Raw genomic sequence first — 21,351 nt, 5'->3', positions numbered from 1 at the left:
CCACTAACCGCCGCCAAAGAGGTTGCGCAAAAGGTTCAGTGGTCCTCGCCGGTCACCCGGCTCTGGGTCGCCTCCGATTGGCGCGGGCGGTATCGGCTCGCTTCCTGATCCAACGGTTGCGTTGGGAACAGGTTTTCGCGGTGCTGAAACGTTTGCGGGCAGGTTTGGAACGCCCGGAAGGTCCGCAACAGGCAGGCCGTCATGTGCCTTGTCCATGACCTCTTTCCAGACAATTGCTGGCAAACTGCCGCCGGTTGCTTTCTTGGTTGGCGAATTGTTGTCATTTCCGAACCATACGGCTGTGGTGAGGTTGCCGGTGTAACCGATGAACCAGGCGTCCCGAAAATCCTGACTGGTTCCGGTTTTCCCTCCTGCCGGACGCCCGCTGTCCAGTCTGGCCTTGCGGCCGGTGCCAGTCATCAGGGTTTCCGCCATCATCAGATTCATGTTGCCAACGGCACCGCGCGCCACGACGCGCCCGCGGCCATCTCCAGAGCGCGAATATAGGGTCTTGCCGTCTACGGTTCGGATGCGGCGAATGATATGCGGCAGTACGCCATATCCGCCATTGGAAAATGGCACGTAGGCAGATGCAATCTCCAGCGGAGTCACTTCAGAAGTCCCAAGCGACAGGGACAGGTTTTTCTTCATGTCCGAGGTGATGCCGAGCCGCTGCGCAGTGCTGGCGACAGTCCCGACACCGACTTCATATGCCAGTTGCGCAGCAACGGTGTTGAGCGAAAGGCTAAGCGAGCGTGTCAGTGTAACCGCGCCATAGTGTTGTTTGGTGTAGTTTTTTGGAGACCAGCCACCAATTGTGATTGGTTTGTCCTGGCGTACAGATTGTGGCGTCATGCCGTTTTCGAGCGCAGCCAGATAGACAAATGGTTTGAAGGCCGAACCCGGTTGACGCTTGGCATAAACGGCACGGTTGAACTGGCTCTTCGAATAGTCTGCTCCTCCAACCATGGCCTTGACAGCACCTGCCGTGTCGAGAGTGACTACGGCGCCCTGACTGACACCGAGTGTCTGCCGGTTTTCCGATAGTGCTGCGCGCAGTGCTGTTTCGGCGGCACCCTGCATGCCGGGGTCAATGGTCGTGTCTACGATGATGTCTTTTTCGATGGAGCCAACGAAGTGTGGCAGAACGTCCATCACCCAATCGGCAGCGTAGTTCTCACTGGCGGTGGTATAGCGTCTGACGACCTGCGCTGGCGCGGCAAGGGCATTCTTTGCCTCACCTGCGGTGATGTAACCCTCCTCATGCATGGCGGCGAGGACGAGCTGCGCACGGTCCTCTGCAAGATCCGGGTTTCGTGCGGGTGAATAGCGCGAAGGCGCTTTGAGAAGGCCGGCAATGGTGGCTGCCTCGGGAATGGTGAGCAAGCGCGCAGACTTGCCAAAGTAGCGTCGTGCAGCGGCATCAACACCATAAGCGCCTGAACCGAGATAAACCCGGTTGAGATACATCTCCAGGATCTCATCCTTGGAGTATTCAGCTTCCAGCCAGAATGCGAGCACCAGTTCCTGGATTTTTCGTTTGATGGTTCGATCAGGTTCCAGAAACAGGTTTTTGGCGAGCTGCTGGGTGAGTGTTGACCCACCCTGGGTCAACCGTCCGGCAGTGACGTTGATATAGAGCGCACGTGCAAGTCCGATTGGGTCAACGCCAATGTGAGATCGATAGCGCCGGTCCTCGATGGCAATGACGGCATTTGGAAGGTAAGGCGGCAGCTGTTCGAGCCTCACGGCTTCGCCGCCGGTATCGCCACGATTGGCGATCAGGCTTCCGTTTGACGCGACGATCTTGACGTTGGGCGGGCGCGCCGGAACCTGCCACTCAGAGGTTGGAGGCAGAAAGGCCGCATAGTAACCGATGATGCAAACAACAGCGATGGATCCCCAGATCCCTAAAACCATGCTCCAATAAAGGCCGCGTTTGAGCAGGCGCCCGAACGCAGTGCGTGCCTGAAAACGATTTTTGCGTTTCTGGCTTCGCCTCTTGGAGCCTGATCGCCCGCCTCGCCGGGATGCCGTGCTTTTCTTTGTCTGACTGCGCCGCGAAGGGGTGGATTTCTTTCCTGCAGGCTTTTTGCTGCTGGTCTTTGTTGATTTTCGGCTCTTGGTTTTACTTGTTTTCTTTCCTGAAGGCGCAGTGGGGCGGTCCCGCGGTCCTAGACGCAGGTCGAGCAGACTGCTGCCCGTGTCTCCAAATGTCGGTTCAATCCGCGGCTGGCGTTTCGCCCGTGTCGCCATAGATCATCCGTCCCGTACTTACCGGTCCAGACGGGTGTTCACCCGTCAGACGCGCCGGCTCCCGGAGAAGATCCTAGAAGGGGCAATTTAAGGGGGCGTTAAGACATGCCAGGCGGTTCCAAAAAACCGGCTGAACAACTGGGAACGATCACATGCGGTCGCCGGTCACAACGGTCACTGGGTTTGCCGGTTTCAGCTGGAATACCGGCTGGCATCAGCACCGTAGTAGTTGACATACCGAGTGTTCAATTCGGAAACGGGCATGATGATCAATACGTCCGTGGTACCGAATTGGGGGTCGACTACCGCGCCGTCACCGATAAACGCCCCAAGACGCAGGTAACCTTTGACCAATGGCGGCAGGGAGCGCAAAGCCTGTTTGGCATTGACCTGATCAGACGGAAGCCTGTTCATTTCAATATAACGGTCCTTAACGGCCCGAACGCGCCATTTCTCTGGTGCGCGTGCGTTGTGATGCAGGAACGACAATTGACCGGCAAGGGCGTCCGGGTCCGTGCCTTCGATCGACGCACAGCCAAGCATGACGTCGATCTTGTAGCGAAGAACGTAGGCCCATATGCCGTGCCAAAGCAATTCTACGGTCTTCTTGTTTCTATAAGGTTTTAAGACGCATGAGCGCCCGAGTTCCATGAACCTTTTGCCCGGATTGGCGTCAATCAAGGCCTGGATGTCATATTCGGCAGCTGTGTAAAATCCGGCGTGCTGATCGGCGATTTCCTGCCGGAGAATCCTGTATGTTCCGACAATTTCCGGTTTCAGGCGACCAAGCTTGTTCCGCTTCATCGAGGCATGGTCGACCACCAGCAAATGATCGCAATAGGCATCAAACGGGTCGGCGTCGCGCCGTGTAGCTAATGTGTTCGCATCAGCGATTGCCGACATTTCCTCATAGAACACCTGATAGCGCAGCCTTTGGGCTTTTCTGACCTCCTTGAAATTGCGCGCCATACGCACTTCCAAAGAGCCGATCCGGCCAAGGGTTTCTCCGGTTTTTGCAGGCATACGCGGTGAGGTCGCACGCGTGGGAGCCGCGCTGATCGGCGCGCCCGGGCGCATACCAGGTGTGAACTTCCGCACCAGTTTCCTGGGAGAAAAAAGCCCTTGCCGCATTATGGACATTTCACCCTCGCGAATTCCTCTCAAGCGCACGACAACCGGTTTCACAGCTTCGTGGCTGTTTCACCGACTGTATTTCCTTTGCCGGAATTGCATCTCCGGTGTCAGGTGATGTGCTTCGAAGCTGCCGTAGACCATAGTTTTCCGACAGCTGGATGACACGTGTGTATTTGTTTTGTTTTGATCAAGGGCAAGTCTAGCCGAATAGGGTGAAATTGTGAAATTCGGCAAGCTTGGTTCATGTCCCGGTGGTCAGGCGGTCGGAGAGCACTTCAGCGCTCTGGATTCAGTTACGGTTGATCTCAGAAAGAGCGTCGAATATGGCATCCACTGACAATGGTTTGGTCAGGTATCCAGCCGCACCGACGTCCTTTGCTTTGTCTCTGGCATCTTTCATCACGTCGGCCGTCACAATCAGTACAGGTACCTGTGCTCGCCCCGCTGTCTTCTCGTCCTCGCGGATTTTGGCTATGGCCTGAAAACCATCAAGGCCGGGCATGTGCAGATCCATCAATATGGCGTCAAAAGAGCCATGCGCAGCCGCTTCCACGGCTTTTTCGCCATCTGTGACCATGACGGGGACATGGCCGAGTTTGCGAAGCAGTGCTTCGCTCAAAAGCCGATTGATATCGTTGTCTTCGGCCACCAGCAGACGCAATGGTCTCGCTGGCACTGCGGCCCGATTTGCCAGAAGTCCGTTGCTGATGGGTTCTGCACTGACATCCCAGGCGCTTTCAATACCGGTTTCTCCGAGAAGGCCTGAAAAAATCTGGGCGACTGTCTCAAGACGCGCAGGTCGGATCAGATAAGCGGCATATCCGGCCGCGCGCAGATGGTCGAGGCGGTCCCGCTCGGGTGGAGCGATCATCACAATGGCAGGTGCGTCGCATCCAGTTAGACGCGCTGTTGCGAGCCAGCCGCCACTGTCTGAAAGGGCCGCATTGTCGACAACCAGCAGGTCCGCTGATGCGAGCTTGTCCTCAAGCGCATCGTCGCCGGGTGCGAGTACGGCGACATCAGCCCCGTGCTGGTCAAGGCGTTTGGCAAGCAACGGGCCTTCAACGACGCTGTTGCTCACAAAGACGATATTACGCTGGTCCAAGGCGGCAAATCGGGGATCGGAAATATTTTTCAAGCTTTCAGGGATCGGCAATCTGACACAGAAGGCAGCGCCGCCCTCCGCAGTCGGTCTCGCGGAAATGGATCCACCCATCAGACCTGCCAGTCTTTGCGCAATGGCAAGGCCAAGTCCTGTGCCGCCAAACTTTCGCGCAGGGCCATGATCGACCTGTTCGAATTCCCGAAAGAGACGTTCAGCTTCTGCTTCGTCAAAACCAATGCCCGTATCGCGAACTTCGATATCCAGAAAACTGCCGCCAGCCGGATTTGGCCGGCCTGAAAGGTCCACAGCGACGCCGCCCTGATCCGTGAATTTGACACCGTTGCCAATCAGATTGAATAGGATCTGCCGGACACGTGTGGCATCGATTGTCACTTCGGCCGGAAGATTTGCCGCGAGAATCGCCCCGATTTCGAGGTTTTTGGCATGTGCCTTGGGGGCCAGAAGTTCAACGACGCTTTCAGCCAATGGTCCGATTGGTGTCGGGGCCGCCTGAATGTCCAGTTTTCCGGCTTCCACCTTGGAGAAGTCGAGCACTTCATCAATCAGCAAAAGCAGAGTTTCACCGGACGTCTCGAGCGCCTCGATATAGGCATGCTGCTCCTTTGTAAGGCGCGTGTCGCGCAAAAGGGCTGCCATGCCCAAAACGCCGTTCAACGGTGTTCGGATTTCATGGCTCACAGTTGCCAGAAATCTGGACTTGGCCTCGTTGGAATTTTCAGCTGAGTGCCGGGCTGCCAGTAAGTCTTCCTCGATCAGGCGGCGTTCCGTCACATCGCGCAATACGGTTTGAACAAGTTGCCGATCTGTCGACGAATCGCGCACAGGGATGTCGATCCGCGAAAACCAGCGCTTGCCTTGTACGGTTTCAATGTGAAGATCCTCAAAGCCCATACCCCCCATCCTGGTGGCACTCTCATGGGGGCGCCTGTCATCAGTTCCGGTGGTTTCAACAAGCGGCAAGTGCATTGCGTTGCCAGTTTGCAGACCATGGTTTGAGCCGAAGACATCGTCGGCAGCGGAATTTACATATGTAACCAAACCGTCCTGATCGCGCCGGATGACAACATCGCCAAGCGTCGCCAGTATGCTGGCATGCCGTTCGTCGGATTCGCCGAGTTCCCAAGCCCGGTCTTCAAGTTCCTCGCAGCGCGCCATGAGCCTGCGGATCTTGTCGTCCTTGACCTGAATCGCGGCAACCGACCGGTGCATGTCATCAGCCAGCAGGCGCCAAACAGCCAGACCACCAGCGAAAAATGCCAGTCCAACGCCCAGAAAGCGGTTCACTCCATCGGCTGAAACGAGAAGAAACCCCGCGGTGAGCCCCACCACCAAGGCGACTACGGCCAGGCGCTGCAATGATTTGGCCGGTGGCGACACAGGCCGATCGGTGGCGCGACGGCCGGGTCCGACATCGGGTCCAAGTTCATTGGCATCAGTTGTTCGAGAGCGTCTTTCGGTCGAAGGCGAGGCTGTGGAACCTTGCGAAGGCAGCGCGTGCTCGCTCCGGCGTCTTTCGTGCTGAGCGTTTTCACCAGCGACTTCGGTGTCTGTGGCGTGGTCGTTGTTTTGGTTGGCCAAGTTCAAACTCTCATCAAGACCCAAGGTGATGAGAGAGTGCCGCTTAATCTTTGAGAAACCGTTTCACTGATTGTTCAAACATATGGAAAATCAAGCTTTGGTGGGCTTGAACCAGATGTGCAGGTAGTCTTTTGCATCCGGTTGCGGCCGCATCATCGTCTGTTGCCAGGCATTGCGTTCGAAGTGAATTAAATCGAGCTCCCAGACGCAACCGAGAACATGAGGACGCATGTCAGACAGTGTGTCGATACCGTTATATGGAATTCGCACATGGTCATGACATAATACGCATCCCTGAACCCACCAGAAAGACGAGAGTGTCAGTCCCTCAGTACCTTTGTGAATGAGGGCAAAACCGAGATAGTTTTCACCATCTGCGGTGGCAACATCAGCCAGACGTGAAGTGAAGACACCACGTGCGTGGCCCAGTTCCTCATCGGTCAAAGTGTTGTCGTCAACATAAAGCCCGTATGCTTTCAGGGTAAAGGCGGCAAAGGACAGCGTACCCAGAACAGACACAGTCCGTTCCGGGTAACGTTGAAGATCGATCGTTTGAATAGACTTTTGCATGAATTCAGCCTGTTTGGTGGGTGCTGAACCCTAGCAGGATCTAGCGGACTTCGAGAAAACCTATGATTTTTCTCACGTCCTTCAGGACCGGTTCAGCGATGGCAGATGCCTTTTCCGCACCGTCCTTCAAAACGGCATCGATCTGGGTCTTGTCATCCATCAACCGACGCATTTCGTCTGTCATCGGCGACAGTTTTGCAACTGCAAGATCGGACAGTGCCGGCTTGAAGGCTGAAAACTGCTGACCGCCAAATTCCTGCAAAACGTCTTCCTTGCTGATCCCGCCGAGTGCCGCATAGATGCCCACAAGGTTGTCTGCTTCGGGCCGGCCCTCGAGACCATCCGTTTCGCTGGGAAGAGCGTCGGGGTCGGTCTTGGCTTTTTTGACCTTCTTTGCAATCAGATCTGCATCGTCGGTCAGGTTGATGCGTGACAGATCCGAGGGATCGGATTTGGACATTTTCTTGGTGCCGTCACGCAATGACATGATCCGGGTTGCGGGACCCGCGATCATTGGCTCGGTCAGCGGGAAATAGAGCTGTTCCGGCAGTTCGGGAGACGGCCTTGGATTCGGCACGCCGATGCCCAGCTCCTTGATCCTGTCGCCAAAATCATTGTTGAACTTTGCCGCAATGTCGCGCGTCAATTCAAGGTGCTGTTTCTGGTCGTCACCAACCGGAACATGGGTTGCCCGATAAGCCAGAATATCGGCAGCCATCAAGTTGGGATAGGCGAACAGGCCAACGGAAGCGTTTTCCTTGTTTTTGCCGGCCTTTTCCTTGAACTGGGTCATGCGGTTGAGCCAGCCCATCCGCGCCACGCAATTGAAGATCCACGCGAGTTCCATATGTTCGCGGACCTGGGATTGATTGAAGATGATCGATTTCTTCGGGTCGATACCTGCCGCCATATAAGCCGCGGTTACTTCCCGTGTTGCATCGGTCATTTCCATCGGGTCCGGAAAACCGGCCGTGATCGCATGAGCGTCGACAACGCAGAAGATCGTCGGCATTTGGTCCTGAAGTGGGACCCAACGCGAGACTGCGCCAAGATAATTTCCAAGATGGAGGTTGCCGGTCGGCTGTACGCCTGAAAATACACGGGGCTGGAACTCCGCCATGATCAATCCCTTTTATTAGTGCGGCCGGTTGGAAGGGCGCTGTGAACATTTGGGCGCGCCGGGTTTAAGCCCGCAATTGCCTTGATGCAAGCCGGAATGATCAAGTTGTGGCGTTTCGCGATTAGGTGTTGCGCCTTCTCAACGCTTTGGCCATGCCAAGAAGGTCGGCGCCGCCGCTTAGTTGTGCAATGAGCGCGAACGTCACAATGCCAACAAGTACGAGAAGACCCAGGCTTGCAGCACGCACAAGGAGCCAGCCATCGCTCAGATAAGGTGCCAGGAGATCGGCGGCGAAATGAACACTCACGCCCATCAGCGCGCTTGCGAGCAGCACAAGCAATAGGCGTTTTAGCAGTGAAAAATCGGGCGTGAAGTGACCGCGCTTCCAAAGAACGCCGAGCAACAAGGCCGTGTTGACCCACCCTGCCAACGTTGTAGCCAGCGCAATGCCGACATGCATGAGCCAGGGAAACAGCGCGATCGACAAGATCACGTTTACGACCATTCCGACCACGGCAAATTTCATCGGCGTTTTTGTGTCTTCCCGGGCAAAGTAGCCGGGGGAAAAGACCTTGTTGAGAACAAAGGCCGGCAACCCGAACGAAAACGCCATCAGCGCTGCCGCTGTTCCGTCAACCGCCTGTGCGTCGAACCGGACCCGCTGAAACAACACCGAAACGATTTCGTGCGGCACGACTGCCAGGGCAACGGCGGCCGGCAAGGTCAATACCAGAGAGAATTCGAGTGCGCGGTTCAGGCTGTGCTGGTAAGCGGCGGTTTCGCCCGCCCGCAATTGCCGGGTCAGGCTCGGCAGAAGCACCACACCGATCGCGATTCCGATGACACCCAACGGAAGTTGGTAAAGGCGGTCCGCGAAATAAAGCAGCGCATTGGCACCTTCCTGCATGGACGCGATGATCTGCCCAACTGCAATGTTGATTTGCGTGACACCTCCGGCAATGACGCCCGGAATGCCAAGGACCAGAAGCCGTTTGGCGGACTTGGTATAGCGTGGGCGAAAGACCGGAATGCGAAAACCGAGCCGTTTCAGATCGATGATCACGACCAGGAGCTGCACGATGCCGCCAACCGTCACACCGATCGTGAGAATGATACCGAGCGTCGTGTTGTCTTCGATACCGGTAAGGAGGACACCGCCGAGCACGAGGCTCATCACGACGTTGAGCATCACGGGCGCAAAGGCCGCGGCAGCAAAGCGGTGATAGGTGTTCAAAATGCCGCCGATAAAGGCAAGCAGCGACATGAAGATGAGATAGGGAAAGGCGATCCTGGCCATAAGCACAGTCAGGTCGTATTTCTCCGGATCTGCCACGAAACCGGGTGCCAGGACCCAGACAACAAATGGCATGAAGATTTGCGCCAGTGCCGTCAGACCAAGCAAGCAGAACAGCAGCGCGGCACCGATTTCACCGGCAAATTGCCTAGCACCTTGATCGCCTTCTTCTTCCACTTTTCTGCCGAAAAGTGGAATAAAAGCCGAATTGAATGCGCCTTCGGCGAACAATCGTCGGAACAGATTCGGCAGCCGGAATGCCACCACGAACGCGTCTGCGACAGGTCCGGCTCCCACAGCTGCAGCAAGCAGCACATCGCGCACAAATCCAAGCAGGCGGCTGAGTAGCGTCGCGCCGCCGACAGTAGCGAAATTGCGGACAAGGCTCATGCCGAGTGGGTTCCTGTGTTAAGGCAGCACAAGTCAGGAAGCCTGTTTCTGGACTTTGCGCGCTACAGGCGCGGCGGGGTCCAATTCGACCTCACCTTCAACTGCATTGGCAAGCCGCTCACGAATAATGTCCTGACGGCCGATATTTGCAATTTTCTGACCGGTCAGGTCGGTCACATAAAATACGTCGACAGCTTTTTCGCCGAATGTCGAGATGTGAGCGGAGCCGATGTTGAGATTGAGTGTGGCAATGCTCCGTGTCAGGTCATAGAGCAGGCCGGGCCGGTCAAGGCCGGAAATTTCAAGCACGGTATAGTCATCCGACAGGGCATTGTTCACCAGCACGTCCGTCGCAACCTTGAAAGCTTTGACGCGCCCTTTCATCGAGCCCTTTTTGGACACAGGCTCTGGCAAACGCTCATCTCCGCGCAAGGTCTTCAAAATAAGCGCGGTGATCCGTTCGCCTCGGCGGCGCTCGTCCTCATCGTCCGGCAATTCCCGGCCGATGAAGATCGTATCAAGAGCAAATCCATCGGTTGTGGTGTCGATCTGCGCATCGACAATGTTGGCGCCGGTTGAAAAACAGGCCCCTGCGATGGTGGACAGGAACCGCGGATGGTCAGGTGCCATGATGTTCAGTTCCGTCACGCCTTCAAAGGCGCGCGGGATCACTTGAAAGGCCAGCTGCTTGCCATCCTTGTCGGCCTGATGCAGCAACTCTGCGTGTGTGACCAGCCGATCCGGCTCCGTACGCAGCCAATAGGCCGGATAGTGCCGGTCGAGATACGCCTTTCTATCCTTTGCCGGCCAGTGTCCAAGTTTTTTGCTGAGACCTTCCTTGGCGTCGGCAATGGCCACATTGTGCGACATCTTGGTATGACCACCTGAAAGATGCGGTTCACTGGCATAATAGAGTGTGCGCAGCAGCTGACCTTTCCAGCCATTGAAAACCCCCGGACCAACGGCGCGAATATCGGCAACCGTGAGGATCAGCAGCAGTTTCAGTCGCTCGAGGGACTGAACCGTCTGTGCAAAGTCCTGAATCGTTTTCTGGTCTGAAAGGTCGCGCGACTGGGCAATCGTGCTCATGTCGAGATGATGCGCGATCAACCAGGCAACAGTCTCCGTTTCCGCATCATTCAATCCGAAGCGCGGACAGATTTTCCGCGCTACCTTGGCACCCGCGATAGAGTGATCTTCCGGTCGTCCCTTGGCGATGTCGTGCAGGAACATGGCAACGAAAAGCACTTTGCGGTTCTGCAATGTCAAGATCAGATCAGTTGCAAGCGGGTGGTCGTCACCTGAATTGCCACGTTCGATTTCTGCCAGAACGCCGATTGACCGGATCAGATGCTCATCCACGGTGTAGTGGTGATACATATTGAACTGCATCATCGCGACGACCTTGCCGAACTCCGGTACAAATCGGCCAAGCACGCCGGTTTCGTTCATCTTTCGCAAGGTTTTTTCCGGCTGATGCCGGGACGTTAGAACCGACAGGAAAAGTCTGTTCGCTTCGGCGTTGGTTCGCAGATCCTTGTCGACGAGTTTGAGGGACTGACGGATCAGACGCGTCAGGCGCGGGTGTAGATTGTAGTCGTGCTTGTCGGCGACCTGGAACACCCGCAGAAAGTTGGTCGGGTCACTTTCAAAGATCGTGTCGGCTGTAACGTTGATGCGATTGTTTTCCACCACGAAGCCCGGAGCACCCTTAATGGGCGTTACCGTATTGGATTTTCGACCGCTGCGCAGGCGGCGCATCATGCCGGTCAGGCCTTTGCCGCGCGGTTCCTTCACATGTTCCTCTTCCAGAGCAGCGCAGATGATCCGGGTGAGATCGCCCACGTCCTTTGCGACCAGGAAATAGTGCTTCATGAACCGCTCGACATCTTTCATGCCGGGGTGCTGCGTATAGCTCAATCGAATGGCAATTTCCCTTTGTACATCAAAGGAAAGTCTTTCTTCCGGCCTGCCGGTCAGGAAGTGGAGGTGACAGCGCACAGCCCATAGGAAATCTTCCGATTTCTTGAAGCGGGCATACTCCGAGCGTGTCAGGACGCCTTTCTTGACCAGCTCGGCCTGTCGTTCGACCCGGTAGTGATACTTGGCGATCCAGAACAAGGTGTTGAGGTCTCGCAGCCCACCCTTGCCTTCCTTGATATTCGGTTCAACCAGATATCGTGAGGTGCCCTGCCGCTGGTGGCGCTCATCCCGTTCCAAGAGTTTTGCCGCGATGAATTCCGAGCTGCTGCCATTGACGACTTCGGCATCGAACCTTTTTTCCATTTCGTCGTAAAGCGGCCTGTCACCCCAGATGAATCGGGCTTCCAGAATAGCGGTCCGAATGGTCATGTCTGTCTTGGCGAGACGAATACACTCGTCGATATTGCGGGTTGCGTGCCCGACTTTGAAGCCAAGGTCCCAGAGCATGTAGAGAATGTATTCCACCACCTGCTCGCCCCAGGGCGTCTGCTTGTAAGGCAGGATAAACAGCAGATCGATGTCCGAACCCGGCGCAAGCGTGCCGCGGCCATAGCCGCCGACAGCGGCAATAGACATGCGTTCTGCAGCCGACGGGTTTTTGATCCGATAGACATGATTGCGTGCAAAGTCGTAGATGACGCGGATCAGCTCGTCCTGGATGAATGACAGTCGTCCGGCACACAAGATTCCGCCGCCATCTTCATTCAGGCGTTTCTGCGCATCGGCTCGAGCGGATTTGACCTGTGATTTCAGTTCTTTGAGAACCTCGGCCCGGATCTTCATGTCTGAACCGTCGCCGTCATGCTTTTCAGTCAGCGTGCTCAATCGGCTACGCAATGCGTCCGAGTCAATCAGTCCGGCAAGGTCTTCTTGAGAGAGTTTCATGCTGGTATGCAGGTCCGTTCAAAAGATGCGGCGGTCAATGTCGGTTGCCGGTTATATAGGGAACTCCGTCTAAGGACACGTAAATCCTGATCTGACGGGCAGCCGAAAGCCGTTGCAATGCCCCTGACCCGCGGTCAGGCAAGTCACGTTGCCAAGCGGTAAGTTTGGGCAGAAATTGTTAAGTTAGATGTCATCCTTGACGGCGGCGACGCGCAACTGATGCAGCAGTCCGTTCAATGACTCTTCCGACAAGCCGCCAATCTTCAAAGCGAGTTGGTTGGCAAGTTCGGTTGCCTTGGGGTCCATGCCCGCAGTGTCGATGGTCACGCGCGGGTCGGACAGCTCCGCAAGGCGCTGGATTTCCTCCGCTTCATCCCAAATCACGTTGAAATAGGTAATGATCCGTTGCACCAGAAACCAGGTGGGCTTGCCTCGCTTGCCGTGTTCAAGTGCGGATAGATAGGCACTGGAAACAGAAAGCGCCGCAGCCATTTCTTTCAGCGATACGCCCTGCTTTGTTCTCAGTTCCCTGATTTTTGCCCCAAGCGGTGTCACGATCTACCTTTTCTTCCTTATCCGGACATAAAGCGCCCCTGCTCCGCCATGGCTCGCATGCGCCTCTTCATAACCGAGAACGACGGGACGCATGTCAGGCATGGACAGCCATTGTGGAACCATTCTGCGCAAAATCCCGCGCTCGTCCATATAGGCGCTCGAACCTCCGCCACCTTTTCCCGTAATCACCAGAACGACTTTGTGCCGTCTTGCCTGTGCCTGATAGAGGAAGCCCAACAGCCTGTCATGTGCCTGATGCTGGGTCAGTCCATGCAGGTCAATTCGAGCATCAATCGCCCTCACACCCCGCACGATCTTACGTCGGAACCGGTGTTCAAGCTGGTGAAGCGGCATGGGAGCTTTGGCCTTTTGCTCCCCAGGGGGAGCTTTAATGGCCGTCGATGTTTTGGGTTGCTTTACGGATTTGGTCGGAGTGTCTTTGACGACATCTTCGAGTTCGGCTTCCAGGACCCTGGCACGTTCGGGATGAAGCGGGGTCAGGGTCTTGGCGACCTTGCCCCAAAGTTCCCGATCTTCCGGAGAAAGTGCCCCCTTTTTGCCCCGCTTGCCCATGTGTCAGTCCGTCTGGGCGTTGGGGAGAAGCAAGACGAATTCGGCCTCATGCCTGATGTCGCCGGCGACATCACCGGCAACCTTGCCGGAGCCTGCAAAAATGTCGCCTCGAACAGGTCCCTTGATGGCCGAACCACTGTCGTCGGCAACCATGAGGCGGGCGAAAGATCGCTTGGTCGTGTCAGGATCTTTGAAACTTGCGGAAACAAACACAAGAGCGCCAAAGGGAATATGTTCCGGGTCGACCGCCAGGCTCCTGCCCGGGCTCAACGCTATGCCGGCAGATCCGACAGGTCCTTGCTCCGGCTCAGCACCCACGACCTCACGAAAGAAGATGTAGGAACGGTTTTCCCGCAACAGCGCATCCCGCCTGTCCGGATTGGTCTCCAGCCATGTCCGCAGTCCGGACATGGTGAAGTCTTCCGGGGCTCCTTCTCCGCGCTTGACCAGCAAGCGAGCGACCCCCGTATAGGGATGCCCGGTCTTTCCCGCATAGCCGACACGCATGACAGAACCATCGTCCAGGCGCAGGCGTGCAGAGCCCTGTACATGAACGAAAAATGCGTCGATCGGACTTTCGAGCCAGACCAGCTCGAGTGCTTCCTGGTCCAGTGCGCCGTCCATGATGGCACCACGGTCTGGCATTTCGATCAAGATGCCGTTCTGAAGACGACCATGACTGAGATCTGCGGGCCAGTCAGGCGGTCGATTTTTGGGTGAAACGGTTTCGAGACCTGAGGGTTTTCTGTGAAGGGGTGTCTGAAAGACTGCTGTCCTATGACGAGAGGCGCGCAGCTCGGGTTCGAAATAGCCGGTGACGAACCCCTTCCGGACGACGCGGTAAGGCGTGAAGTGGGTTTCAAGGAAGCTACGCGCAGCTTTTGGCGTTTTCAGCGCAACTTCAATTTCAGGGCATTGCGCCTTGAAATCGTCTGCCTTCAGGACAAGGTCTGTGCCTGTATTCTTCAGCAACTCAGGTTTGGAACAAATACGCAGAAGGCTTGAAAGCGCCGCCCGATGATTGTCCGCTGCCCAGCCTGGCAGAGCGTCAAAGGTGAGCCTTTCAAGGCGTTCAGAGTATTGCGGGGTCTGCGGCATTGCTGCGGCGGCTCCGACAAATAAAAGCGGCGCGGCCAAAGCCGCGCCTCTGCACTTCGCGAAGAGACGGGACCCTGTCCCAGGCCACGTCATTGTTATTCAGCGGATTCGGTCGCGACCAGCTTCCAGTTCGGATCGCGGGAGCTTGTGTCCCGTGCGAACGTCCAAATATCGACCACCTCGGAAACTTTCGTTGGATCACCGTCGACGACTTCGCCGTCCTTGTCCCGCGTGGCGGAAATCATCTGGCTGTGAATTTTCACAGTCACCTGTGCCGTGGCGTCTTTCAGCGCAGCTTCAACGATTTCTGCCTTGTCGATACCGATGAAGGTTGAATCAACGGTTTCACCGCGTTTCTCACGGTCTTCGATAGCGGCAACAAACCCCTCGTAGACTTCGTGAGAGAGAAGGTTCTTCAGTGCTTTTTTGTCGCCGTCAGCGAATGCCATCACGATCATTTCGTAAGCTGCCCGCGCGCCCTCAAGGAACGGCTCGGGCTCGAAGCTGCGATCAACCGAAAGGATCTGTTTCAAGGCGCTGTTGAGGGCCGAGCCCTCAGGCGCAACCTTGTCGATAACAACTTCACCACCTGCAGCAGGTTGCTCCATCTGTTCAGGCTGCTGTTGGGTTTGGCCCGGCATTGGGATCACATTGTCCTGGTCGCCGCCATTGACCTGATCGCCCGGTTTTTGTTCCGGCTTCGAATACGGATCGAAAGGCGGACGTTCATTGCCGGTGCGTTTGCCAAGAACAGACCGCAGTCTGAACAGAATGAAAACCGCAAGTCCCATAAGGAGGAGGTTTAACGGGTCAAAAATCTCGTTCATTTTAGCTTCCGGTTACCCTTCTCAGGCCTTAGCGCCGCCCCTTGATCGTGAAAGGTGCACGCCGCCCCATACGCAAAGTCTGTTACTTTCCTATTTAGGGGGTCCTTGAACCAGCATCCAGACCCAAGAGCAAGACTGAATTTGCGTAAAGTCGCTCTTTCCTATGTCAGTCAGCTCGCATTTTTAGCAACGAACGCCTAACTTATCCCAAACAAGCTTATCAGACGATGGAGGTCCCGTGGGACTTTATATCATTGCTGCCATTCTTCTGCTGCCCCTGATCGAGATCGCGGTCTTCATTTGGGTCGGTGGTTTGATTGGTGTGATTCCGACCATTTTGCTAACCGTGGTAACAGCACTTGCGGGCACTTTGATGCTGCGTCAGCAGGGTTTGTCCCTACTCATGCGCATGCAGCAGGAGCTCGATGCAGGCCGTTCGCCGGGCAACGAAGTGATGCAGGGCGCAATGATTGTTCTGGCAAGCATTTTCCTGCTGATTCCGGGTTTCGTCACAGATGCCATCGGTTTGTTGCTGTTCGTTCCGCCGGTGCGTGAGGCGCTTGCAAGGTTCATCATCTCGCGATCGAACGTTGTCATTGTCCAAAACGGCCAGACGCGCCGACAGTCTGGCGAAGGCGTTGTCGATCTGGATGCAGACGACTGGTCTGAAAAGAACGATGGCACTGAGGGTAAGCCAAGCGGCAGCGGACAACCCAGGATCAGCCCCTGGCAAGACGGCTCAGACGACGCAAAGTCCTGAAAAACCTTAATCCGGTCACCAAATCGTGACACCGGGTGTATGCTGAATTTTTACCAGTTTCAGTTAGGAGTCCTCCGAAATCCGCGGGAAATAGCCTGCGGAGCTGGAGGAAACGAGCTATGAGTGCGGCACGCATTGACTGGGTGGATACGGCGAAAGGCATCTGCATCATCTTTGTGGTGATGATGCACTCGGTGCTGGGTGTTGAAGCTGCGGCCGGCGATACCGGCTGGATGCATGCCGTAGTTGCCTTCGCAGCACCATTCCGCATGCCGGACTTCTTTCTGATTTCCGGTCTGTTCCTGTCCAATGTAATCACCCGGGACTGGAAGCTCTATCTGGATCGCAAAGTCGTCCATTTCGCGTATTTCTACGTCCTCTGGATGACCATTCAGTTTGCCGTTAAAGCCCCTGTTTTCGTTGGTGAAATGGGCACTACTGGCACTCTGGAGTTCTATTTCCTCAGCTTCGTGCAGCCCTTCGGCACCTTGTGGTTCATCTACATGCTGCCGGTGTTCTTCCTGGTTTGTAAGGTGGCGCACGACAAGGGTATTCCCTGGCAGGTCATGCTGGCGGTGGGCGCTCTTCTGCAAATTGCGCCGATCCATACCGGATGGCTGTTGGTGGATGAGTTCGCTTCAAGATTTGTCTATTTCTATGCCGGTTACATCTTTGCGCCCCAGATTTTCCAACTTGCTGCATGGGCGCGGGAACGGATCGGCATCAGCCTTGCTTATCTGATCGGTTGGGGTGTCATAAATGGCGGCCTGGTTTATCTCGGTTGGGCGGCACTGCCCGGAGTGGCCCTTGCACTTGGCGCCGCCGGTGCCGGTGCGATCATCTTGACCAGCGCGCTGATCGTTAAGTTTGGCCGGCTGGGTTTTCTCCGCCACTTTGGCGAAAACTCAATCGTCATCTACCTGGCGTTCTTCTTTCCAATGGGTGTGAGTCGCGTGATTCTGCTCAAACTGGGCATTCTGGATATCGGCACGGTTTCACTCATCGTGACCATCGTCGCCTCCGTCAGCCCTATGATCCTGTTCTGGATGATCCGGAAAACCGGGTTCGGCTGGTTCCTGTTCCGCCGCCCCGAATGGGCCTATCTGACCGGAACATTCGGCAAGAAGCGGCAGCCGCAGGCGGCTGAATGAACCGCATTCTAATCTGCCGGATCTACAAGCAATAGGGCTAGCAGCCGGCAGAAGCAGCGCTCGAAGAGGGCTTCAAGGTGGAAAAGGCCGATTGTGTGAAAGCATGGGTCTGCCAGCCTGAGTCAGGACGTCCTTTGAATTTTTGACATTAGGACTTTTCTCTCGCGCACGCTGCGGGCATGATCCGCGCCATGTCGACGCAAAGCTCTTCCCCTGCCCTCACCGCTGACGACCACCTGATTCTGGTCGATGGTTCCACGTTCATTTTCCGCGCATATCACGCTTTACCCCCGCTGACGCGCAAGCCTGACGGTCTTCCCGTTGGTGCCGTCTCGGGTTTCTGCAACATGTTGTGGAAGCTGTTGCAGGAGGGACTGACCCCGGAAGAAGGCGATGAGCCGACTCATTTTGCCGTCATTTTCGATCATTCCGCACAAACCTTCCGAAACGAGATCTATCCCGAATACAAGGCCCACAGGCCTGAGCCGCCGGAAGATCTGGTGCCGCAATTCGGACTGATCCGCGAGGCAACGCGTGCATTTTCGGTGCATTGCATTGAGCAGGCTGGGTTCGAGGCAGACGATTTGATTGCGACCTACGCCCGTCAGGCTGCAGAGCAGGGTGCGCAGGTCACGATTGTTTCGGGCGACAAGGACCTGATGCAATTGATCGGCCCCAAAGTGGGCATGATCGACACCATGAAAAACAAGATTTTCGGCGAGACTGAAGTCTTTGAGAAATTTGGCGTTGGGCCGGACAAGGTCATCGAAGTTCAATCGCTGGCCGGAGACAGCGTCGACAATGTTCCGGGCGTTCCGGGCATCGGCCTTAAGACCGCCGCTCTTTTGATCAACGAATTCGGCGATCTGGAAACACTCCTGTCCCAGGCCGACACGATCAAGCAGAAGAAACGTCGCGAAAACCTGATCGAGTTTGCCGATCAAGCCCGTGTTTCCAAGGAACTCGTGACGCTCAAGCAGGATGTTCCGGTGGAAACACCGGTCGGCAATCTCTCCGTCACCGACATGGATGGCCCGAAAGCTGTCGGTTTTCTCAAGGCCATGGGCTTCAACACACTTACGAAACGGGTTGCGGAAACAACCGGAGCCGACATTGCCAATGTGGAGGCGAGTGAGTTCGAAGTCCCTGGTTGGGATGTCCCCGATCACAAGGGTCGGATGGCTGAACGCGTCGAAACAAGTTCCGGTGCAGCAACAAGCGACGGTACTCCCGGCGTAGAAGGCATGATGGTGCCGCAGACGGTAGCGGACGCGCGCGCTGAAAGCGTGAAGGCAATTGCGATTGATTCCAGCGCCTATGAAACTGTCACATCGGTCGATCGCCTGAAAGAATGGTGTGAAGCTGCCTTTGAAAAAGGCTATGTCGCCTTCGACACTGAAACCACGTCCTTGAATGCCATGCAGGCGGACCTTGTCGGCCTGTCGCTGTCCACCGAACCCGGGAAAGCCTGTTATGTGCCGCTTGCCCATGTTGACGGTGAAGGCGATCTGTTGGGGGGTGGGGGTCTTTTGCCGGACCAGATACCTCTTCAGGATGCATTGGATGTTCTGAAGCCGATGCTTGAAGATGCGTCGGTGCTGAAAATTGCGCAGAACCTCAAATACGATTGGCTGGTCATGACCCGCTATGGCGTCGATATCGGCCCGTTCGACGACACAATGCTGCTCTCTTATACGGTTGACGCCGGCAAGGGTGGCAACGGCATGGATGAGTTGTCGGATCGATGGCTCGACCACAAGCCGATCCCGTTCAAGGAAGTCTGCGGTTCCGGCAAATCAATGATCACCTTCGACAAGGTGGCTATCGACAAGGCGACGGCCTATGCAGCAGAGGATGCCGACGTCACCTTAAGGCTCTGGATGGTCCTTAAGCCGCGTCTTGTGTCCGATCGCATGGCGACGGTCTATGAAACGCTGGAACGTCCCATGGTTCCTGTGCTGGCGCGCATGGAAAAACGCGGAATCTCCGTCGACAGGCAAATGCTGTCCAGACTTTCCGGTGATTTCGCGCAAGGCATGGCCGCGCAGGAATCGGAAATCTACGAACTGGCGGGTGAAACCTTCAACATCGGCTCTCCTAAGCAGTTAGGTGACATTCTGTTCGGCAAGATGGGTTTGCCCGGGGGCAAGAAAACCAAGACGGGGGCCTGGTCAACCTCGGCTCAGGTCCTGGAGGACCTGGCAGCCGAAGGACACGAACTGCCGTCGAAAATTGTCGCATGGCGCCAGCTGTCAAAGCTGAAATCGACTTACTCCGATGCATTGCCGGGTTACATCAACCCAGAAACAAAGCGTGTGCACACCTCCTACGCGCTCGCATCGACCACAACGGGTCGGCTGTCCTCTTCTGAACCGAACCTTCAGAATATCCCGGTGCGGACAGAGGCTGGGCGCAAGATCCGCCAGGCGTTTGTCTCTGAGGCAGGACATAAGCTGGTTTCGGCCGATTACAGCCAGATTGAACTGCGCGTTCTCGCCCATATTGCCGATATCCCCCAACTCAAGAAGGCATTTGAAGACGGGCTTGATATCCATGCCATGACAGCCAGCGAGATGTTCGGCACTCCGATCGAAGGTATGGATCCGATGGTTCGTCGTCAGGCCAAGGCCATCAACTTCGGCATTATTTACGGCATCTCTGCCTTTGGCCTTGCCAATCAGCTGGGCATTTCGCGCGGCGAAGCCGGCGACTACATAAAGACCTATTTTGAGCGGTTTCCAGGCATCAAGGACTATATGGAAGCGACCAAAAAGAAGGTCCATGCCGATGGTTTTGTGTCGACGATATTCGGCCGCAAGGCGCATTACCCTGAAGTGAACACCAAGAACCCAAACATGCGCGCCTTCTATGAGCGCGCGGCCATCAACGCGCCGATCCAGGGGTCAGCCGCCGACATTCTGCGCCGTGCAATGGTGCGCATGGAAGACAGACTGAACAGCGCCAAGCTGGATGCTCAAATGCTGCTGCAAGTGCATGACGAACTGATTTTCGAGGTCCCGGATGCACAGGTTGACGAGACGATCCCGGTGATCAAGGACGTCATGGAAAATGCCTGCGATCCAGCCCTCACCCTTTCCATCCCGCTGCAGGTTGATGCCCGTGCAGCCGACAATTGGGACGACGCCCACTAAATGCGGTGATTGCGGCTCAGAGCAAAGGCGCCGCTAAACCATCGCCATCACGCGCGAGGGGCCCCCGGTTCCACCCCGGTTTTTGGGTGCGCCAACGATCAGCGTCGCTCCCGTTGCCGGTAGCGCGTCGAGGTTGGCGATGCATTCCAGGCCCCAGCGATTGCTCGGCAGCCAGTCGTAGTGGACGGCAAAATCCTTCGAGATCCCATGGTCCAGGGACAGACTGTCAACCGCGATGCCAACCACATCGGCTTCTTCCATCAGCATTTTTGTGGCTTCAACGTGGAAGCCTGGAAAATGCATGACGCCTTCGGCATCGGCGTTGCGAAACTTGTCGCTATCGACATGAGCGGCCCAGCCGGAGTTCATCGCGACGCAGGCTCCTGGCGGAAGGTCGCCATGATTGGAGATCCAGGCCTTGAGATCGTCCGGCGTGACCTGTGCGTCCGGATTGTCTGCTGCTTTGGTTCGAATATCGACGATGCAAAGCGGGGCGACCAGATTTTCGACAGGGATTTCGGCAACTGACTGTCCGTCCGCGGAAAAATGCAGCGGTGCATCCAAGTGGGTGCCGGTATGCTCGTTGACGCGCATCTCAAACAGGTTGTAACCGTCCTTCGCAAAGTCAAAGATCCGATTCAACTCAAACTGCTGCCCGCCGCCGAACGTCGGAAAAGTCGGGTGAAGCTCGTGGGTCATGTCCGAAATGGTTGTTGGCGTTTGCGCCATGGCGGGCATGGCACCGGGAAGGGCCGTTGCGGCTGCAACGCTGGCACCGACAGCAGTCGCCTTGAAGAATTCGCGTCGGGACAGCATGCGTTGCTTGACGGAATTGATGACGCAGAAATCGCACATGATTGGTCCCCTCCAGTTGACGTTACGAAGGGTTCGCGCACCGA

15 protein-coding genes are annotated in these 21,351 nt (G+C 56.1%); 3 read left to right on the top strand and 12 right to left on the bottom strand.

The window, feature by feature from the left end; genetic code table 11:
- Window positions 1-3: 3 nt before the first annotated feature.
- From K1718_RS01815 to K1718_RS01765, 11 genes are all read right to left on the bottom strand, one after another.
- The gene (locus tag K1718_RS01815; RefSeq protein ID WP_265679927.1) at window positions 4-2,256 is read right to left on the bottom strand and encodes a transglycosylase domain-containing protein; all 2,253 of its coding nucleotides are present in this window, start codon (window positions 2,254-2,256) and stop codon (window positions 4-6) included.
- Between the two features lie 192 nt (window positions 2,257-2,448).
- Entirely contained in the window at window positions 2,449-3,387 is a 939-nt protein-coding gene (gene olsB, locus K1718_RS01810) for a l-ornithine N(alpha)-acyltransferase (RefSeq protein ID WP_265682430.1), read from the bottom strand.
- 292 nt (window positions 3,388-3,679) lie between these two features.
- Window positions 3,680-6,094: a hybrid sensor histidine kinase/response regulator gene (locus tag K1718_RS01805; protein ID WP_265679928.1), complete on the bottom strand. Its 2,415-nt coding sequence runs from the start codon at window positions 6,092-6,094 to the stop codon at window positions 3,680-3,682.
- 90 nt (window positions 6,095-6,184) lie between these two features.
- On the bottom strand, window positions 6,185-6,664 hold the full coding sequence (locus tag K1718_RS01800; protein ID WP_265679929.1) for a hypothetical protein: 480 nt from the start codon (window positions 6,662-6,664) through the stop codon (window positions 6,185-6,187).
- A gap of 40 nt (window positions 6,665-6,704) precedes the next feature.
- Window positions 6,705-7,784, bottom strand: coding sequence for a tryptophan--tRNA ligase (trpS, locus tag K1718_RS01795; protein WP_265679930.1), 1,080 nt, complete (start codon window positions 7,782-7,784; stop codon window positions 6,705-6,707).
- Between the two features lie 121 nt (window positions 7,785-7,905).
- Window positions 7,906-9,468 (bottom strand): murein biosynthesis integral membrane protein MurJ, encoded by a 1,563-nt coding sequence (murJ, locus tag K1718_RS01790; protein WP_265679931.1) that lies wholly within the window; start codon window positions 9,466-9,468, stop codon window positions 7,906-7,908.
- A gap of 33 nt (window positions 9,469-9,501) precedes the next feature.
- On the bottom strand, window positions 9,502-12,336 hold the full coding sequence (locus K1718_RS01785) for a [protein-PII] uridylyltransferase (RefSeq protein WP_152499121.1): 2,835 nt from the start codon (window positions 12,334-12,336) through the stop codon (window positions 9,502-9,504).
- A 183-nt stretch (window positions 12,337-12,519) separates the two neighbouring features.
- On the bottom strand, window positions 12,520-12,891 hold the full coding sequence (locus tag K1718_RS01780; RefSeq protein WP_152499120.1) for a helix-turn-helix domain-containing protein: 372 nt from the start codon (window positions 12,889-12,891) through the stop codon (window positions 12,520-12,522).
- Between the two features lie 3 nt (window positions 12,892-12,894).
- Window positions 12,895-13,464, bottom strand: a complete 570-nt coding sequence (locus tag K1718_RS01775) for a Smr/MutS family protein (RefSeq protein WP_265679932.1) — start codon at window positions 13,462-13,464, stop codon at window positions 12,895-12,897.
- Between the two features lie 3 nt (window positions 13,465-13,467).
- The gene (mltA, locus tag K1718_RS01770) at window positions 13,468-14,562 is read right to left on the bottom strand and encodes a murein transglycosylase A (RefSeq protein WP_265679933.1); all 1,095 of its coding nucleotides are present in this window, start codon (window positions 14,560-14,562) and stop codon (window positions 13,468-13,470) included.
- A 95-nt stretch (window positions 14,563-14,657) separates the two neighbouring features.
- A complete protein-coding gene (locus K1718_RS01765; protein WP_265679934.1) occupies window positions 14,658-15,389 on the bottom strand; it encodes a Tim44/TimA family putative adaptor protein in 732 nt (243 codons plus the stop codon).
- Window positions 15,390-15,627: 238 nt separating this feature from the next.
- On the opposite strand from K1718_RS01765, the gene K1718_RS01760 reads away from it, so the two are divergent.
- The 3 genes from K1718_RS01760 (at window position 15,628) to polA (ending at window position 20,452) form a co-directional block, all read left to right on the top strand.
- Window positions 15,628-16,149 (top strand): FxsA family protein, encoded by a 522-nt coding sequence (locus K1718_RS01760; protein ID WP_265679935.1) that lies wholly within the window; start codon window positions 15,628-15,630, stop codon window positions 16,147-16,149.
- A 119-nt stretch (window positions 16,150-16,268) separates the two neighbouring features.
- Entirely contained in the window at window positions 16,269-17,300 is a 1,032-nt protein-coding gene (locus K1718_RS01755; RefSeq protein WP_152499115.1) for an acyltransferase family protein, read from the top strand.
- Window positions 17,301-17,479: 179 nt separating this feature from the next.
- Window positions 17,480-20,452 carry a DNA polymerase I gene (polA, locus tag K1718_RS01750; protein ID WP_265679936.1) on the top strand — a complete coding sequence of 991 codons (2,973 nt, stop codon included), beginning with the start codon at window positions 17,480-17,482 and terminating at the stop codon, window positions 20,450-20,452.
- A gap of 33 nt (window positions 20,453-20,485) precedes the next feature.
- Here the strand turns inward: polA and K1718_RS01745 are convergent, their stop codons facing one another.
- Window positions 20,486-21,307 carry a cyclase family protein gene (locus tag K1718_RS01745; protein WP_265679937.1) on the bottom strand — a complete coding sequence of 274 codons (822 nt, stop codon included), beginning with the start codon at window positions 21,305-21,307 and terminating at the stop codon, window positions 20,486-20,488.
- Between the last annotated feature and the right edge of the window lie 44 nt (window positions 21,308-21,351).

Origin of the sequence: Roseibium porphyridii (assembly GCF_026191725.2) — a bacterium.
Lineage (GTDB): Bacteria > Pseudomonadota > Alphaproteobacteria > Rhizobiales > Stappiaceae > Roseibium > Roseibium porphyridii.
This window is presented reverse-complemented; position numbering and strand designations above follow the sequence as displayed.

Bases quoted from the DNA above. Each gene is read 5' to 3' on its own strand.
- olsB (WP_265682430.1), bottom strand. From the start codon at position 3,387: ATGCGGCAAGGGCTTTTTTCTCCCAGGAAACTGGTGCGGAAGTTCACA.
- K1718_RS01765 (WP_265679934.1), bottom strand. From the start codon at position 15,389: ATGAACGAGATTTTTGACCCGTTAAACCTCCTCCTTATGGGACTTGCG.
- K1718_RS01755 (WP_152499115.1), top strand. From the start codon at position 16,269: ATGAGTGCGGCACGCATTGACTGGGTGGATACGGCGAAAGGCATCTGC.
- murJ (WP_265679931.1), bottom strand. From the start codon at position 9,468: ATGAGCCTTGTCCGCAATTTCGCTACTGTCGGCGGCGCGACGCTACTC.
- K1718_RS01785 (WP_152499121.1), bottom strand. From the start codon at position 12,336: ATGAAACTCTCTCAAGAAGACCTTGCCGGACTGATTGACTCGGACGCA.
- K1718_RS01800 (WP_265679929.1), bottom strand. From the start codon at position 6,664: ATGCAAAAGTCTATTCAAACGATCGATCTTCAACGTTACCCGGAACGG.
- K1718_RS01775 (WP_265679932.1), bottom strand. From the start codon at position 13,464: ATGGGCAAGCGGGGCAAAAAGGGGGCACTTTCTCCGGAAGATCGGGAA.
- mltA (WP_265679933.1), bottom strand. From the start codon at position 14,562: ATGCCGCAGACCCCGCAATACTCTGAACGCCTTGAAAGGCTCACCTTT.
- trpS (WP_265679930.1), bottom strand. From the start codon at position 7,784: ATGGCGGAGTTCCAGCCCCGTGTATTTTCAGGCGTACAGCCGACCGGC.
- polA (WP_265679936.1), top strand. From the start codon at position 17,480: ATGATCCGCGCCATGTCGACGCAAAGCTCTTCCCCTGCCCTCACCGCT.
- K1718_RS01815 (WP_265679927.1), bottom strand. From the start codon at position 2,256: ATGGCGACACGGGCGAAACGCCAGCCGCGGATTGAACCGACATTTGGA.
- K1718_RS01745 (WP_265679937.1), bottom strand. From the start codon at position 21,307: ATGTGCGATTTCTGCGTCATCAATTCCGTCAAGCAACGCATGCTGTCC.